Below are 16,659 nucleotides of genomic sequence, written 5' to 3'. Positions count from 1 at the left end.
TTGGCGAGCGTTGGTGTTTTTTTTGTCTCAGAAAATCTTCGGACGTTCGGCCATACTGTGCCGAGATATTTCTGCGAATTGTTTACTTGATGCTATTAACAGCGCCTTGATGGACGGTTTTGACCCATTTGAGCCGCTTGGGCCGTACCGCAATCCGAGCCGTCACAGTCCCTACCAGCAGCCAGTGGAACATATACACAGTACCCCGCAGCGTTTGCAGCAAGGTGAGAAAAACTCGCCTTACGTCCAATTTGGTCTCTTTGCGAGTGCGGCGCAAACCGACAAACATTCCCACCACCGACAAGGTAAGGGTCATAAAAGTTATGGGACTGGCGATCGGCATCCGGCGCAGCGCAATTGACATCACAAAGTCGGGTAGGGCTACTGTGGGTAAGAAATATTGAGATACCCAAAATCCAAATAAATCCCAAGTTTTCCCAGTTCCCATGCGGTTCCGCCAAATTAGCCGCCAGTAGTCAAGATAACGCTGATAGCCACCTTCTGCCCAGCGATTGCGCTGATGCCACAGGGCGCGAGCGTTAGTGACTCCTTCTTCTGACACGGCTGGGAAAGAGAGAAATTCAATGTCCCATCGGTTTAGGTGCAGCCTCACCGTCAAATCCAGGTCGTCGGTAATCGTCTCCTCGTTCCAGCCTCCGCAGCTTTCCAAGGCAGTGCGGCGCATGAATTGGCCGTTACCGCGCAATTCTCCAATGCCGCCGATCGCAATCCGCTGCTGCTGGAAAAAACTGTCGAGAGCCATTTCTGCTTCTTGGCCACGAGTCCAAAAATTTACCGAAGCATTGGCGATGGCTTTTCTGACTTGCACAGCGCCTACCTTTTCTCCTTGGAACACTGGCAGCACCCGGCGCAGCAAATCCGGCGTTACCGTCGCGTCGGCGTCAAATATTCCGACAAATTCCCCGCGAGTCAGCGGCAACACTTGATTCAGGGCTCCCGACTTGCCGCCGCTGGCATTTGCTCCCCTGCGAAATACTTTGAGCTGGGGGTACTTTTTGGTTAGCTGTTCCAATACTAGCGGTGTGCCGTCGCTGCTGTGATCGTCGATCGCCCAAACTTCGTAGCGGTCGATCGGATAATCTACATTGCAGATGGATTCTACGAATCTGGCAATCACCGCTTCCTCATTTTTCGCTGCCACCAGCAGCGACACGTAAGGCCAATCCTCTCGACTTTCATCGGCAAGAGGTGGCAGTGCGGGCTTGGGTTCGGCAAACAAAACTCGAAATGCTTGCATCCACAGCAATCCCGTCAACCCCCACACTACCCACGCACCCCAAGAAATCAAGTGCAGGGCGATCGTGCCGGCCCAAATCGCAGTCAGCACTGCGGCGGCTTTTCCGCGCCGTCCCCGGTACAGATTTTGAGGAAAAGAGGGAGTTCCCGGCACAGACACCGCAACCGGGAGCTCTGCTTTTGTTTCCGCGTCAAACACCTTGTCGCCAATGTCTGGTATAGCAAATACTTTGCTGAGCTTCGAGTGCGAGGTCAAACTCTTGAGCTCTTCTTGAGCTAAATCAGAGATGTCTAAGTTAAGCTCGCTGCGAGCGTCGTTTTCTGGCCAAGAACTCTCCTGCATAGGTTACTTGATTCAACCACCAATAGTTTTTGATTTTAGATATAAGCATCTACTGTATCAGTTTCTGGGCTTTTGTCGAAAGCGGACGGGAGGACAACCAGCGGGTTCGGTGCTTGTACGGCCCTGGTAAACGGGTACTGCATAGAGTATTTGGGTTGACTTTTGCTTGCGATCGACCTGGAATATCTGCTAGTTTTTTCAGGGGATCTAAACTATCTGTTAGTAATAATTGTCTGAGGTGGAAATATGTCTATTCCTCAACTCAAGCCAGCCGATGACAAAGAAGTGAAAGTCTACGCGCCTTTCTGTCAAGAGCCCAGGCGCAAGTTTTTACCGCACGCTATTGCCCTCTACAAGCTCAAAAGCTTGGAGGGAGCAAGAAAAATTGACGGCGGGGACAGCGTGCCGTTTGTCGCTAGTTGGAATATCTCGTCGCTGCCGATCGACTTAACCCGCTGTCGGGTGTTGTTTGACGGCAATGCTGAACTCAGCTACGAAGTGACTATGCAAAGCTCTGAGTTTGTTAGTTGCTTAATTGAGGTTCTCCTGACTTTTCAGCGAACTCGTACCGTCGATTTTTCTAAAACATTTTACCGCAAGCTGATGCGAATGGATGAATAACTTTCACCGCAGCCACACTCCCGAAAGTCGGCAATTGACAATCAAGCAATTTAATCCGGGGCCCCCGGATTGATTCGTGGATCTAGAAAAAAGCTCCTCGCTCCCGATCGCCAGCCCCCGGATTTATCAGTGGGGTTGCTTTCTTCAATTCTTTAATCTAAAATCTAAAATCTAAAATCGATTGACGGGCGCTATAACTGGCGCACCAATAGTGTAACGCCACGACGGCAACATTACATGATTGGTGCGCCAGTCCTATTTGAGAAGTGGAAATAGTAAGGGAGTTGTTGGATCATTCTCAATAATCTTTGGGGATCAGCACTTATCCCCATTGCTAAAGTAAATCTACAGCAGTTTTCAGTTGAGCGTGATACAGATTTCGCGTAGGGATTCAGACAAAGCCTGAGTCCCTACCTGTATTTCATCCAATTGAAAACTGCTGTATTTGTTGTGGGACAAGCCCAAAAGCCTGTTTCGGACATTGGTGCTGTGCGAGTACGCGCGAGCGAAGCTATCGCCGTGAGGCGAATCGCGGCGCCCGATTTCGTTCAACTTTTGCGACTCGGTAGCTGAGAGGAAAGCGCTGTAGATCCGCCCAAGGAAAATCAATCTACAGCCCTTGAACTGCGATCTGCCTAGCATCGCAATCAGCCTTGGGGCTGCCGAAATTGCCGCCAACGCCGCCCGACAATTTATGTATTGAGAAGCTAGAAGCCCGATTCTAAGCAGCTTATTGCTCGCAGTGCCACCGCTCAGTTTTAACGCGGGCGATCGCACTAATAATTAATAACTAATAATTAATAACTAATAATACATATAGCCTTTCTCAGTAACATGAGGTGCTCTCGCGGGCATAGGGCATAGGGCATAGGGCATCAGTTGCGATCGGTGTGTACCTCATTTTATTGAGAACCGCTATATCGATTTTCAATTATATGCAAAACTGCCTATGCAAGCACCGTTTTCTCTTCCTATACAATCCTCTATTTAGCCACTAAAAAAACTATCTTCAACCTTCTAAGTACGCTATTAAGGTAAGGTGAACCATTTTTACCGTGTTATTTTTACTCGATAAAATTCGATGTTAATATCTAAGGTACGCAATCAGAAGGCATAAAAATATTACAATTAAAATCGGTTTTTAAAGGAATTATGGGCGATAAATACTTATCAAAAACTGCTTGTAAAACAAAGAATTTAAAAACTGCTTTCCCAAAATCAAGTAAAAAGAATGGGAAGAAAAGGGTTGCGAACAGGTGAATAAAAAATTTTCGCAAAAAAACACTGTGCCCAAAAGCGACAAAATCGAGTATAATAGTATTGCCAATTTGAGGATCAGTTCAGAAAGACTGTAGAAAAAACTAAATTTATTGAAATAGACAGGTGCAAATTGAGGATTGAAGGCGTACCAAAATTGACTAAATATTTGCTGATCGGTTCCACAAAAGCTTACAGTGGCAAGTCTGCCATCGCCCTAGGGATGGCACTCGGACTCCGGGAAAAAGGACTGGCCGTCGCCTACGGCAAACCTCTGGGAACCTGTTTCAGCTCGCCAGGAGCTGGGATAGAGGACGAAGACGTGCGGTTCGCGGTAGAGACGCTGAATCTCTCAGAAAGTCAGATGCCGTCAACACTGCTTTATTTGGATGAAGAGACGGTTCACAAGCGTTTGCGGGGAGAAGACAAGACAGATTACCGCCAGTCTTTAGCGCAATATTTGCAAGCTCCCAGCGGAGACTTGGCGCTGTTAGAAGGCCCAGCTAATTTGGAGGAAGGCAGTCTGTTTGACTTGTCTTTGGCTCAAATCGCTGAGGCAATTGATGCCTCTGTGCTGTTGGTAGCCCGCCCGATCGATCTGTATGTAGACGATTTGCTGTCGGCTAAACAGCGTTTGGGTTCGCGGTTGCTGGGCGTGGTACTCAATGACGTTCCCTCGGACAAACTCGAATCCGTAACGGCGACTGTGCGGCCTTTTCTGGAGGCTGCGGGTATTCCAGTTTTGGGAATGCTGCCGAGAAGTGCTTTGCTGCGAAGTGTCAGCGTCAAAGAATTGGTGCACCAATTGAAAGCTGATGTGCTCTGCCGTCGAGACCGTTTGGACTTGATGGTGGAAACCTTGACAATTGGCGCGATGAATGTTAGTTCGGCTATGAAGTATTTCCGCAAAGCGAGAAATATGGCGGTGGTGACGGGGGGCGATCGCACGGACATTCAGCTAGCGGCTCTGGAGAGCTCGACTCAGTGCTTAATTTTGACAGGCCACTTGCCTCCTTCTCCCCTAGTGATTGGCAGGGCAGAAGAAATGGAAATTCCGGTTTTGTCTGTTGATTTGGATACCTTAACCACGGTAGAAATTATCGACAGCACCTTTGGCAGCGTGCGCCTGCACGAACCGATCAAGGTGGAATGCGTTACTCAGCTAATGGCAGAACATTTTGACCTTGATGGCATGATGGCATCCTTGGGCCTGAGCGATCGAGTCCATTAAGAAGAGAGCCGGAGCTGAGGGAAGAAGGTATTCGGCAGAGAGAACTTTTTGTTTAAATAAATAAAAAGCCAAAATTCTTAAATTCTCAATTTTTCTTGAATTCTACCTTGAGCTCCGGCTGCCGAATGCCTTCAGACATTCTGCCTTCAGGCGAACTCAAATCTCCCGATCCTCTAGTCTGATCCCGTAAATCAGCAATTCTTAACTTCTTTTTGGCGGCAATGGCTAGTGAGTCTGCTAAAATCCACAACGTAGTTTTATTTAATTTAATAAATTCTTTGAGTCAATCAATTGAGCTACCCAGAGTAGATGATTTTTTACAAGAACTAGCGGCGATCCAGCAAACCAGCTCCAAGCGGCTTGCTCTTTTGGGTTCTCGCCACGTTCCTATTACCCACCAGCAGCTAATTGAGATGCTGAGCTACGCCATAGTTCTGGGAGGCAATCAGCTCATCACTTCTGGCGCTACAGGCACCAATTCAGCAGCAATTCGGGGGGCAATGCGAGCAGATCCTAATCTGCTGACGGTGATTTTGCCACAAAGCATGAGTCGCCAGCCTCGGGAGTCTCGCGAGCAACTCGAACAAGTGATACATTTGGTAGAAAATCCCAAAAATGATAGCTTGTCTCTCCCGGAAGCAAGCGCCATGTGCAATCAGGAGATTATTTCTCGCTGCCAGCAACTGATATGTTTTGCTTTTCACGAAAGCCACACTTTGCTGAAAACTTGCCAGGATGCGGAGGAACAGCGCAAGGTGGTTACTCTGTTCTATTTTGATTGAACTGCGAGGCGGATGATGCTGTTGGGATTACCTGTGTCGGTTATTCTGCTTGATTGTATTGCTGCTGCTGCTGCGCTGGTGTACGCACCGTTTTTGGTGGTTGCGTTCGCCCGCTTGCAGCTAGGCTACGACCAAGCAGCCCCCCGCGCTATGTTTGAGAGGTTGCCTGCTTACGCTCAGCGGGCAACTTGGGCTCACCAAAATTCGTTTGAGACGTTTATGCTGTTTTCAGCGGCGGCTTTGATGGCTTTTGTGACGGGGGTAGATTCGGAACCGGCGGGTTGGGCTGCGATCGCTTTTACGATCGCCCGGTTGTTGTTTTCGGTTTTCTATATTCTGAATGTGCCGCTGGGGCGATCGCTCATGTTTGCGATTAGTTCTTCTTGCACTGTTTCTTTATTCTATTTCAGTTTAATGGCTGTTAACGGCTAATTTTCAGTAGTCATTGGTTATTGGTTATTGGTTATTGGTTATTGGTTATTGGTTAGTTGTTAATCCCCAATGCCCTGTTTTGCCAATGCCCAATGCCCAATGCCCAATGCCCAATGCCCCTTTACCAATTACTAATTTATGGCTGCTAGTTATTCCTTTGATATTGTCAGCGATTTCGATCGGCAAGAATTAGTTAACGCTGTTGACCAAACAACGCGAGAAATTCAAAGCCGCTACGACTTAAAAGATACCAAAACTACCGTAGAATTGGGCGCAGAATCAATTACTGTCAATACGGACAGCGAATTTACTCTCGACGCGATTCACACTGTTTTGCAAACTAAAGCCGCCAAGCGCAATTTGTCTCTGAAAATTTTTGATTATGGGAAAATTGAAGCTGCTAGTGGTACTAGAGTACGCCAAGAAATCAAACTGAAAAAAGGGATTGACCAGGAAGTTGCCAAGAAAATCACTAAATTAATTCGAGATGAGTTTAAAAAGATTCAAGGTTCGATTCAAGGTGATGCAGTGCGCGTTTCGGCTAAGGATAAGGATGATTTGCAGTTGGTGATTCAACGCTTGAAGCAAGAAGATTATCCGATGGCTTTGCAGTTTACCAATTACAGGTAAATTTGATAGTTTTTCGGGACTTCAGTCCTCATCCGTGGTGACGAATCAGGACTAAAGTCCTGACTACAAAGAAGTTTTTATCGACTTAATATTAAATATCTAAACCCGTGACTGTTAAGTCGGGAGGATGTTCGACAACAAACTGGTAATATAACTCTTGCTTTGCTTGCGGCGGCAGAGACATTATCCATTCTAGCAGTCCCATTTCACCTGCTACTATCTTCGGATTAGTGAGAGTAGATCGCACTTTAATTTGTTCATTGCGGCTGACTGGCAATTGCTCTTGTAGTGTCAGGTGTACCTGCACCTGCCGCAGGTTAGTCACACTCAAACGATAGGCGTAACTCATGCGCCGCTGCTGGCCGATCAGTTTTTTATCTACTTGTCTTTCCACTAATTCCCGCTCTATTTTTAACCGTTCATCTATTCCTAAATTAACTTTATATTCTTGCCCGGGGGAAACATTTTCTAACTGCACAGTACCGACAAAAGTGTTGTCGCGAAAGATATTTGCTTTACCGGGAAGCAGAGTTGCACCCGTCAGCGGATTCACAACCACTGCTTGCAAATAGGCAAAACTGACTAAGCGCGGAACTGCAATATATTCAGGTTGAAAGGGATAATTTTCGCTAAAAATAGTCACTTTCTGCCTCGAACTGTCGCTGGGAATATTGGTATTTCCGGCTATTTGAAAAGAGACTGTGCCGCCTTCTCTGGATACTTGAGCTGTTGCTATTTCAGCTTCTATGCGCCGTCCTCCACCGCGGAATGAATTGCCTGCATAACCTTCTTCTAGGATCTCTTCTAGGTCAAATAAATCATCCTCTGACGAGCCCCGACCAGCGGGTTCCTTTAACTCGAATATCTCGATATACCAAGGCTTTAGTTGTGGTGGGAGACTTCCCAATCCGGGTTTTGCTGTAGATAATGTCAGCGCTACTCCTGTCCAATCTTCGCCTGTATTTTGTTTGACATCGGCTAGGTAATGGAGATTAATTTGGTTGTTGGTGGTATTGACTCGCAAGTCGTAAATGGGAGTCCAAGATGCTCGCTTTACTACATAGGAAAGTTCGAGATCAAAGTTGCCGCTGCCGCTTGGTTCTATGGCGACAATGATTTTAAAACTTTGCTGGGAATGGGGAGTCTTTACTTGTTGTAACTGGTGCTGTAAAGCTTGTATTTGATTGTCTAATTCGTGCTGTTGTCTTTCGTGCTGCGCGATCGCACTTACATATTTTAGGTAATTAGTTCCTAAAAAATTGAGCATTTCGCCAGTTTCGTTTAAACCTACCTGCTGTTTGGCGATGCTGCTGGAAAAGAAACCGACGCTTTTTTCGCTTAAATCTTCGACAAATTTGAGTTGAATTCTTCGGGCAACTAACTTGTCTTTTATTGCCCGTTTTTGGGTTTCTAATTCTTGGATTTGTTGGGTGAATTCGGCGATGCCATCCGCTACAGGTTCCCTGCTAAACACTCTGTCGCTGCGTACTCCCAGCAATCGCACAGCAACTGTACCCGCACCCGTAGCCCTGACTGACTCTGTTTCGAGGGTTGCGGGGAGAGATACGATCGCCAATTCTCGCTCGTTTCCCGTCAGAGATACCGTACCACGGCGCGTCACCAAAGCGCGATCGGTGTAAACTGTAACTTCGGATATGCTAGTATTTAGTATTTTAATCGTATCAGAATTAAGTATTTCTGAGTCAGTCATTGCCAGTTGCTCCTATTTAATAACCGTTTAGTCGATCGAGCATTTTTCAAAGTAGTTTATTAATCAAACTCAGAAGTTATTGGATTATCTACAGCGGGGGATGGCGGGTTTACGAGCTCATTAGTTTTATACATTGATGGTTGGTCAAACCCGCCCCTACAGTTTGATCTTCAAAATGCTAGCGCGGGGGTGGGCAGGTTTATGAGATCGTTAATGTTAGGCATTAATAGTTGATAAAACCCGCCCCAACGGTTAATTTTAGCTCAGTGGTTCGATTCCTGCCAAATCCAAAATTTGAGGAATTAAATCTTCTCGTTTGACGGCCATCATGTGAACTCCTTGACAAATCTGCCGCGCTAGCTTGACTTGTTCGGCAGCAATTTTTATGCCTTCCTGCAAGGGTTCTGGAGCTTTAGCCAAACGGTCGATCGTCTCTTGCGGAATGTGAACTCCCGGCACGTATTTTTTAATAAATTCAGCATTTTTAGCTGATTTAAACAAAAATATTCCTGCTAAAACTGGCTTGTTACAGCCCGCAGCCACGTGGTGCATAAACTTATCCAAAACTTCAAAATCTGTAATCAATTGACTCTGAAAAAACTGTGCTCCAGCCTCTACTTTTTTCTCAAATCTACTTTGCAAACCAGACCAACTGGGGCATTGCGGATCGACGGCAGCACCAACAAATAAATCGGTAAAGCCGTCTGTTAAAGGTTTGTCATTCCAGTCTTTGCCGCCATTCATTTTTTGGATGACTTGTAACAGTCGTACTGATTCCAAGTCGAATACACTTTTTGCTTTCGGATGGTCGCCGGCTTTCACGGGATCGCCTGTAAGTGCTAATACATTGCGAATGCCTAAAGCGTGGGCTCCCATGAGATCGGCTTGCAGGCCAATTTGATTGCGATCGCGACAAGCAACTTGACAAATTGGCTCAATTCCGTGCTGCACTAAAATCGCCGAAACTGCTAGGGGGCACATTCGCAAAACTGCGCGACTCCCGTCTGTGACATTAAGGGCGTGCACTCTGTTTTTGAGGCGTTCAGCCATTTGAATTGTGTGAGTTATGTCGCCGCCTTTTGGGGGGGCAACTTCGGCGGTAATTATAAATTCTCCGGGGGTGGTGCAGGCTGTGCGAAAACGGTTCATGATTATTTGTCTGTTATGGGTCATTGGTGACAAGTTAAGACTTAATTGCATTTGTCAATCAGTAATATTACTCAAAAAACTGCTTTTTTAGGAGTGGAAAATTCACGATTTGAGAGAAAGTAGGTATAAATATCACCCTCGGCATGATTCCTCAACCGCCCAAATCTCAGTTTTATGCCCAAAATCCGAGTAAATGTTGAGTATAATTGCTGATTGACAAATCCTTTCTTAGCTTAACTTGTTACCAATGGTTATGGGTTATTTGTTATTTGACAGTTGACAGTTGACAGTTGTTAGTTGACAGTTGGCAGTTGTTAGTGGGTAGTTGGCAGTGGTCATTCTTAACCAGTAACCAATAACAACTAACCACAAACCACTAAACAGGTAAAGAATAACCGAAAGCTGTCTTAACCTTAGTTAGAGTTTGATTAGCAATAGCTTCTGCTTGTTCTCTTCCGCGACGTAGTACAGACTCTAAATATCCCCGATCGTCCATTATTTCCTTGTATTTATCCTGAATTGGTTTGAGGGCATTAATTGTCGTCTCTGTCAGCAAGGGTTTAAAATCTCCCCAACCCATGTTTTCACACTCCGCTGCTACTTCTTCTTTAGATTTGCCGGAAAGCAGGAGATAAAGTGTCAGCAAATTTCTAGCTTCGGGGCGATCGGGGTCGTCAAAAGTCAAACCGCGCACGGCATCTGTCTTGCAGCGCTTGATTTTTTTTGCGATCGTATCTGGCGAATCCAATAAATTAATTCGACTTTGTTCGGAAGGGTCAGATTTCGACATTTTGCGCGTACCATCTGTCAAACTCATCACCCTCGCACCGTCAGTCCGAATTAACGGTTCGGGAAGTTTCAATACTGGCTTTTCGGGTGTGCCGAATTGGTGATTTAATCTGATGACTATATCGCGAGTGAGTTCCAAATGCTGTTTTTGGTCTTCTCCCACTGGCACTTTGTCGGCATCGTAAAGCAAAATGTCTGCTGCCATTAACACGGGATAATTTAGCAAACCAGCGTTGACATTTTCGCCTTGTTTAACTGCTTTTTCTTTAAACTGAATCATATCTTCGAGCCAGTTAATCGGCGTAATACAGTTGAGCAGCCATGCTAGTTCTGTGTGCGCCGAGACGTGGGATTGCACGAAAATAGTAGAATATTCTAAATCGATGCCGCAAGCTAAATAGAGTGCGGCGATCGTGTAAGTGTCGGAGGCTAGAGTTGCTGGATTGTGCGGTGCGGTAATTGCGTGCAAATCGACTACGCAGAAGTAATTTTCGTACTGACTTTGATTTTCTACCCAGTTGCGAATGGCACCGAGATAATTGCCGAGGTGAAGATTGCCGGTTGGCTGAACTCCCGAAAGAACGCGCTGTTTGCCCATGAGGAAAGAATAGAATTGAACTCACATTTCTATATTGACACGTTATTTTGATTTAAGATACTCTTGGTTGAAATTCGAGCGATCGGCAACGATCTAAATCCCAGCCTTAAAAAGCTCGCTGTCAAGTGTCAACTGTCAACTGTTTTTCGGTTTAGTGCGCCACCAAGTGATGCCGGCTGCGAAAAGAGCGATCGCAAAACTCAAGGCAAACGAAAATAGAAAGGGATGCCATTGCATTAAAATTGGGATTTGATGGTTTTGCACTGTCTGGAATACTTTGTCTGTGCCGCTGGAGGCTGCGATGCCGCCGGCTGCTAAACCGACGCCGATCGCCTGTACTGTGCTTTCTAGGCGATCTTCCCGATTTTTCTCTGCTATCTCGCTGTTGCGGAGTGCGATTTGGTTGGTGCGATCGCTCCTGGCTTGTTCTATTTCTACTATGCCGCGAATTGAGGCGATCGCCTGTTCGATTAAGCTTGTTCCGTGTCGGAAATATCCTAAGTCTCCGGCAATTTGCGATCGCATATAAGGAGCCGTTTTTCTACTGAAGTTATTTAATATTGATAGTTCTTCCTTATCAATTACTAGTATATCACAAATTTTCGACAAAATGTCAGTGTAATTGTTAAGATTTAGCGCAATTGTATTGTCATAATCTTCGAGTTTCCGCAGCAGGCGAGTATAAGTTACTGCTTTGCTGAAGAGTTGCTTTAACTGTTCTTGAAATTCCTGCAATTGGGCGGAAGTTAATACAGTCCCTCTGGAAAATTGAGCCTGCAAAATCTCCATATTTTTCTCAATGATGCGGTATTCGCGATCGAGTTCGCGGTAAATCTGGCGGCTGTCTTGAAAAGCTTTGATAATTTTGTTGCGGTGAAATAGTAGGTCGAGTATTTCTTCCTGGGAAGTGTTAAAATCCTTGTCAGTTTGTTTGTCAGCCAGCAGCCAGACAAGCAGGTGGCGGTAATTCGCAATATCGCTAATTGTACCGTACTCAAAAATCGGACTACCAAATAATTTACCTGAACGATAAAATACAGGCGGCGAGTCACCTTGGAATAAAGCATCGCGACATTTATCGGCGAGGAGTTTGAGGGAATCTAAATTATCTGAAGAGTTTTCGGGAAGCCCGGTGGTAATTAGGAGAGTTTGACCTAAAAAATTGTCATCCCCGTTGATGAGTAAGGCTCGATTTGGGTTGAATTGCTGGATGAAATCGACATCTAGATTAGCAGCAGTGCCGTCTTCCGGGCAACCTATATTTAAGCATAAAGCATAGCTATCTTGAATTTGTAGCGGTTGGGCAAAACCTTCTATAGGTGGATTGCTGTTGAATTCCAGTAAGACATTTGGCAATAAATCCTCGCGGTAACTGTGGGAATCTTGGGGAAAAACTAGATTGGGTGTTACCCTTTCATTGGTGAAGTTGGCGAGGATATTGTCGCAGTGTTTCCACAGAGGATTATTGCTGCCCTTACTGTCATTTTGCAGTTGGAAAGCGTATAAATAGACATTGGGGGCAGAAATTTTGTCACTCATGTTGTTGGCGCGGTGGCTAAGAATTGGGGCGGTGTTTTCTGAGGTTTTCGGGTAATTCTGGATAGCGGTTTGATAGTTTTGGGTCTTGTGCTTCTTTTTTTGTGGGTTCTGGTTTTAGTTTTCTATTAATAATTGAACGGAGGGTATCTCTGATTTTAGGATATTTTTTGCACCATGTCCCAATAGTATCCGCTACTTCCTCATCAGATTCATCAACCATCTGAGAGATCGTCTGGTTGAGGTTTGCTAAATCTTCTACTGCACCCACCTCCTCAAATACTTCTGGTTGAGTCTCAAAGATTTGCAGAAATGCGGATATATAACGTTGGTCATCATTCATGGCCTATCTTCTCTTTTGTTAATTGAATCTGGTAATTTTTAGGAGTATTGTCTCCATCGTAACTCTATGATATCATTGGAGACAATTCAATGTCAATTTTTTCAGGAGTGGCAAGCATTGACATCAAGCGATCAAGTAATTCAAGGTGCGGGGTTCACTATCAAATCCAGTAAATTCGACTTCTTTTTTGGTCGCGTCACCTCTACTCCCACAAATACTAGGCGGTCTTTAGATAATTTAAGAGATTTGAGAACACTAGGCATTGACGAAGCATCTGGGGGCAAAGAAAAGCTATTAGAAATATTTGCCGAAGGATTAAATGCACCAGAAGTTGAAGGCGATCGAAAAATTAACGAATATGGCGCAAACATTTCTCGTAAAGTAGAATTGAGAGGAGGAGAAAAACCGGGGGCGATTGTGGTTCGATATTTTTATCCTGAAGGCGACTTGGATGTAAATCCTCAAATCACTTCAATTGTACCGTTAATTTATCAATAACCAGCTACCATGAAAATTGAAACTATTAGCAAATCAGAATTCGACAAAATTCCTGGGATTAGGCAAATCATTTGTCACGAATATGCTCAAACATTTGCTTGCCTTGATTTGGGGGAAGTTTTGGGATGTTATGGGCTGAGTTGGCGGAGTCAATTAGTTGAGTTAAGCATTGAGCATTCTCACGATAAAAAGATGCTATGGATGGGAATTGAACAGCAGTTAGTAGCTATTTGCCTGCAAAGCGGTCGCATTTGTCTGGCGATGCCTCTGACGGCTAACTTAATTCAGATGGCAATTGTCCGGGAAGTTGCTGCTGTTTTGACTGAAAATGAGATATTATTATTTAATCCGAATGGTTCCCTCAGATTTAATCGCGGATTGCCAGATGTTCCCGAACAATTTTCGGCGATCGATGATAACTTAGTCATTGAATTAATGGAGGGCGATCGCTTCAGCTTAAATTTGCAAACGGGACAATTCAGAAAATTAGTTGAAGAGGTTTTAAGTTCATAAAATCACCTATTTCGATAAATTTGTAGGGGCGGGTTCGCCGATGTTTTGGAATCAAACCAACCAACTAATAAACCCGCCCCCACCCACGATGCCGGGGCGGGTTTTTGAGATTTACGGTGTGGTTTCACAGACAGTCGCGAACCCGCCCCTACAGCAATTATATCTATTTTTTACAATATCAAATCCCCAATTTTAACAAATTTGTAGGGGCGGGTTCGCCGAGATTTATAAATCAAACCAACCAACTAATAAACCCGCCCCCACTCATGCAAAAACCCTTTGGCTTATTGTCCAACGGCACAAAAAGCCGCCCAGTATACAGGGGATTGGCAAGGGCGATCGTCATCATCGTAATCGCGTTTATAATTCTTTTGAATCCTGTTTTTACTTTCACTATCCAGTAACTTTGAACGCTCGGCCCAATCTACCAAATCTTGCACCGTTGCATCCCGCAGCCACATTTGAGACTCCCGCAAAGCAATCGCCACAGGCGGGCGAGTTTCAGACAGCAAAAGTTCGTAAAACTTAATCATCAAAATCGCGGTAGATACATCATTCACCGTCCACAAAGTGCTAATTATACTCGTTGCCCCGGCATATAAAAAACCGCTAGGCAATCCGATATACTCATCAGTGCTATTTCTAATATCCGTTAACCCTGTTTCGCAGGCGGAAAGCGTAACTAAACTGCACTTACTCAGCGGCAAATCAAAGATTTCTTCCAGCGTCAGACATTTTTTAATGTCCAACAATTCGTCTTGGGGAGAACGAATATAACTTTTGTTTTCGGAGTCAGTACCATCGGTGGCAGTTTTTGCCCCAGCTAAGATTAAAGCTGATTTCCGGGGATTGGAAAAATCGAAAAAGCCGTGACAGGAAAAGTGGGCGATGTCGGCATTGTGCAACGCTTCAAGCTGTTGCTGCAATCCTGTCTTACTTGCCTTTTCCCGAATCAAAACTTTGGCAGGATTAAAGGATTTGGCAATTGCTTCAACTTCGATGTCGGTGAAGTCTAAATCTGCTGTCGGGTTTTGAATGGCAAACAATCTTGTGGGTGATGACTCTTCCCCAGTCGGATTTACCCGCTGAGATAATTGTAATAGCTGACAACTGGGAGTATATCTCACACCGCCTGGGAAAAGTTCGAGGAGACTGCCAGTTTCTTCTACATTTTGTCTTAGCCTTCGGCTGCTTAAGGCGTGAAGCGGGAATAAGTGCAAATATCGGAAGGGAACTAATATCAAGCGCTGGCAGTTTTCGGGGAGTATAGAAATTATTTCATCAATGTGCAATATTTCAGCTAATTTTTCCAGGCGGGTTTCTAGCTGATTTATCCAGTTATCAGGGTGATTGATATAGTCGTCGATATACTCCTGCTGAAACTTCTCTAATGCTTCCAAGTCTTGATATGAAGAGTGTCCGAGAATTGGTTGAGGGGACTCGCGGGTGATAATAAAAACTTTAAACCCGTTAAAGGTGATGTACCATTCCAAAATTGCCTCATCTTCACGTAACAGACTGCGAATTTCTTGAAAACTAATCCGCTGTACATTTTGCGGGAGACTGCGAGATTTGTGAAACAATTCTACTAGGTTTCTGGTTTTGCTGCGTTCGATGTATTCTAGGGCGGCGGTTTTGTTTTCCATGTCTAGGCAAACTTTTACCATTTGCTGATAAAGTTTATTCCATTCTTCAGCTAATTTCTGTCTGTCAGCTTCGCCGCCGATAATGATTTCACTCCGCATTGATTCGACTGTCTCAATGACAGCATTAAAGGTATTGTAAGCTGCTGGGAGTTGGTAATTATCTCGGTAGGCAAGTCCGAGATTAAATAAGGTTTCAGCATGATTTATCGGAAATGCCTCGCGGGTGTAAATTGACAAAGCTGCTTGATAAGCGGAAATCGCCATTTCTAGATTGTCCGCTTTTTTCCCTCTGATTCTGTTGCGGTAGGCATTTGCCAAATTATTTTGACTCCTTGCCCATTCAAAGGGAAATGCCTCGCGGGTGTAAACCTCCAATGATTCCTGATAAGTAACGATCGCTATTTCGAGATTCTCCGCTTTTTCGCCTATGATTCTGTAGAGGTAGGCATTCGCCAAATTATTTTGAGTCATTGCCCATTTAAAGGGAAATGCCTTGCGGGTGTAAACCTCCAATGATTCCCGATCAAATGCGATCACTTTTTCCAGATTCTCCACTTTTTTCCCTCTGATTCTGTCGCGGTAGGCATTCGCCAAATTATTTTTAGTCCCCGCCCAATCTTCAGGATATTCCTCGCGAGTGTAAACTTGTAACGATGCTTGATAAGTGGCAATCGCTTTTTCGAGATTCTCCGCTTTTTTCCCTCTGATTCTGTACAGGTAGGCAATCCCCAAATTATTTTGAGTTTCTGCCCAATTCTCAGCATATTCTTGACGGGTAAAAACTGTCATGGCAACTTCATAACCTGCAATTGCAATTTCCAAATTACTCGCCCTGCTGCCTAAAGAAAAGTCCGCGATTGCATTACTAAAATTCCCAACGACTCCTATTATATAAATTTGTTTTTTTTTATCTAACTTTGGCAAAGTTTCCCTCGCCCAATTTTGCAAAACCGCAGCAAAATTATCATTGATTAAGTTTAGATTATCCCGCACCAGGGCATAAATTACAGTACGGTCGCCATTGCTATCTTGCGTTTTCTGCAACACTTCCATTAGGAATTCAATATAACTGTAAGGTGAGGATTTCTCTAGCATCGTATTGCTATAACTACCCAGGAGATGCCCTGCAAGAGTCATTAAAGAATTAGCATCATCCAGGTTGTTAAAAGTTCTAAGATTGTTTGCTTCATCTAACATTACCTGCACCAACCCTGTATCAACTAACTCGGAGTTTGCCTCCAAAATTTGGACTTCTTCCCCGTTGGGGCAATTCAGTAGCGATTCAATCAGATTGAGATAGCCTTGGTGGCGCGCTTCGTTCAT

14 protein-coding genes are annotated in these 16,659 nt (G+C 44.8%); 7 read left to right on the top strand and 7 right to left on the bottom strand.

Annotated elements, in window-relative coordinates; all coding sequences use genetic code 11:
* Positions 1-82 precede the first annotated feature (82 nt).
* Complete coding sequence (locus QUB12_RS07025) at positions 83-1,600, bottom strand: glycosyltransferase family 2 protein (RefSeq protein ID WP_333306147.1); 1,518 nt, start codon at positions 1,598-1,600, stop codon at positions 83-85.
* Positions 1,601-1,846: 246 nt separating this feature from the next.
* Between QUB12_RS07025 and ebsA the strand changes: the two genes are divergently transcribed.
* The 5 genes from ebsA to QUB12_RS07000 all read left to right on the top strand — a co-directional run bounded on the left by ebsA (position 1,847) and on the right by QUB12_RS07000 (position 6,553).
* The gene (ebsA, locus tag QUB12_RS07020) at positions 1,847-2,221 is read left to right on the top strand and encodes a type IV pilus biogenesis protein EbsA (protein WP_333140917.1); all 375 of its coding nucleotides are present in this window, start codon (positions 1,847-1,849) and stop codon (positions 2,219-2,221) included.
* Positions 2,222-3,611: 1,390 nt separating this feature from the next.
* Positions 3,612-4,709: a phosphotransacetylase family protein gene (locus tag QUB12_RS07015; RefSeq protein WP_333306145.1), complete on the top strand. Its 1,098-nt coding sequence runs from the start codon at positions 3,612-3,614 to the stop codon at positions 4,707-4,709.
* A 278-nt stretch (positions 4,710-4,987) separates the two neighbouring features.
* Positions 4,988-5,491: a DNA recombination-mediator protein A gene (locus QUB12_RS07010; protein WP_333258007.1), complete on the top strand. Its 504-nt coding sequence runs from the start codon at positions 4,988-4,990 to the stop codon at positions 5,489-5,491.
* Between the two features lie 15 nt (positions 5,492-5,506).
* Entirely contained in the window at positions 5,507-5,923 is a 417-nt protein-coding gene (locus QUB12_RS07005) for an MAPEG family protein (protein ID WP_333055489.1), read from the top strand.
* 138 nt (positions 5,924-6,061) lie between these two features.
* On the top strand, positions 6,062-6,553 hold the full coding sequence (locus QUB12_RS07000) for a YajQ family cyclic di-GMP-binding protein (RefSeq protein WP_333306143.1): 492 nt from the start codon (positions 6,062-6,064) through the stop codon (positions 6,551-6,553).
* A gap of 91 nt (positions 6,554-6,644) precedes the next feature.
* Here QUB12_RS07000 and QUB12_RS06995 read toward each other — a convergent pair whose 3' ends face one another.
* The 5 genes from QUB12_RS06995 to QUB12_RS06975 form a co-directional block, all read right to left on the bottom strand.
* Positions 6,645-8,264, bottom strand: coding sequence for a mucoidy inhibitor MuiA family protein (locus QUB12_RS06995; protein ID WP_333306141.1), 1,620 nt, complete (start codon positions 8,262-8,264; stop codon positions 6,645-6,647).
* A 258-nt stretch (positions 8,265-8,522) separates the two neighbouring features.
* A complete protein-coding gene (locus QUB12_RS06990) occupies positions 8,523-9,413 on the bottom strand; it encodes a methylenetetrahydrofolate reductase (protein ID WP_333306139.1) in 891 nt (296 codons plus the stop codon).
* 376 nt (positions 9,414-9,789) lie between these two features.
* A complete protein-coding gene (trpS, locus tag QUB12_RS06985; RefSeq protein ID WP_333306137.1) occupies positions 9,790-10,800 on the bottom strand; it encodes a tryptophan--tRNA ligase in 1,011 nt (336 codons plus the stop codon).
* Positions 10,801-10,935: 135 nt separating this feature from the next.
* Positions 10,936-12,339, bottom strand: coding sequence for a hypothetical protein (locus QUB12_RS06980; RefSeq protein ID WP_333306135.1), 1,404 nt, complete (start codon positions 12,337-12,339; stop codon positions 10,936-10,938).
* Between the two features lie 16 nt (positions 12,340-12,355).
* A complete protein-coding gene (locus QUB12_RS06975) occupies positions 12,356-12,679 on the bottom strand; it encodes a hypothetical protein (RefSeq protein WP_333306133.1) in 324 nt (107 codons plus the stop codon).
* A 117-nt stretch (positions 12,680-12,796) separates the two neighbouring features.
* Between QUB12_RS06975 and QUB12_RS06970 the strand changes: the two genes are divergently transcribed.
* Both QUB12_RS06970 and QUB12_RS06965 read left to right on the top strand, forming a co-directional pair.
* Positions 12,797-13,177: a hypothetical protein gene (locus tag QUB12_RS06970; protein WP_333306131.1), complete on the top strand. Its 381-nt coding sequence runs from the start codon at positions 12,797-12,799 to the stop codon at positions 13,175-13,177.
* A 9-nt stretch (positions 13,178-13,186) separates the two neighbouring features.
* A complete protein-coding gene (locus QUB12_RS06965; protein WP_333306129.1) occupies positions 13,187-13,690 on the top strand; it encodes a hypothetical protein in 504 nt (167 codons plus the stop codon).
* A 284-nt stretch (positions 13,691-13,974) separates the two neighbouring features.
* On the opposite strand, the gene QUB12_RS06960 is transcribed toward QUB12_RS06965, so the two are convergent.
* Positions 13,975-16,659 (bottom strand): CHAT domain-containing protein, encoded by a 2,685-nt coding sequence (locus tag QUB12_RS06960; protein WP_333306127.1) that lies wholly within the window; start codon positions 16,657-16,659, stop codon positions 13,975-13,977.

This window comes from Microcoleus sp. B7-D4 (genome assembly GCF_036705125.1).
Lineage (GTDB): Bacteria > Cyanobacteriota > Cyanobacteriia > Cyanobacteriales > Microcoleaceae > Microcoleus.
The sequence above is the reverse complement of the archived record's forward strand: the minus strand, read 5'-3'. Positions and strand labels throughout refer to the sequence as shown.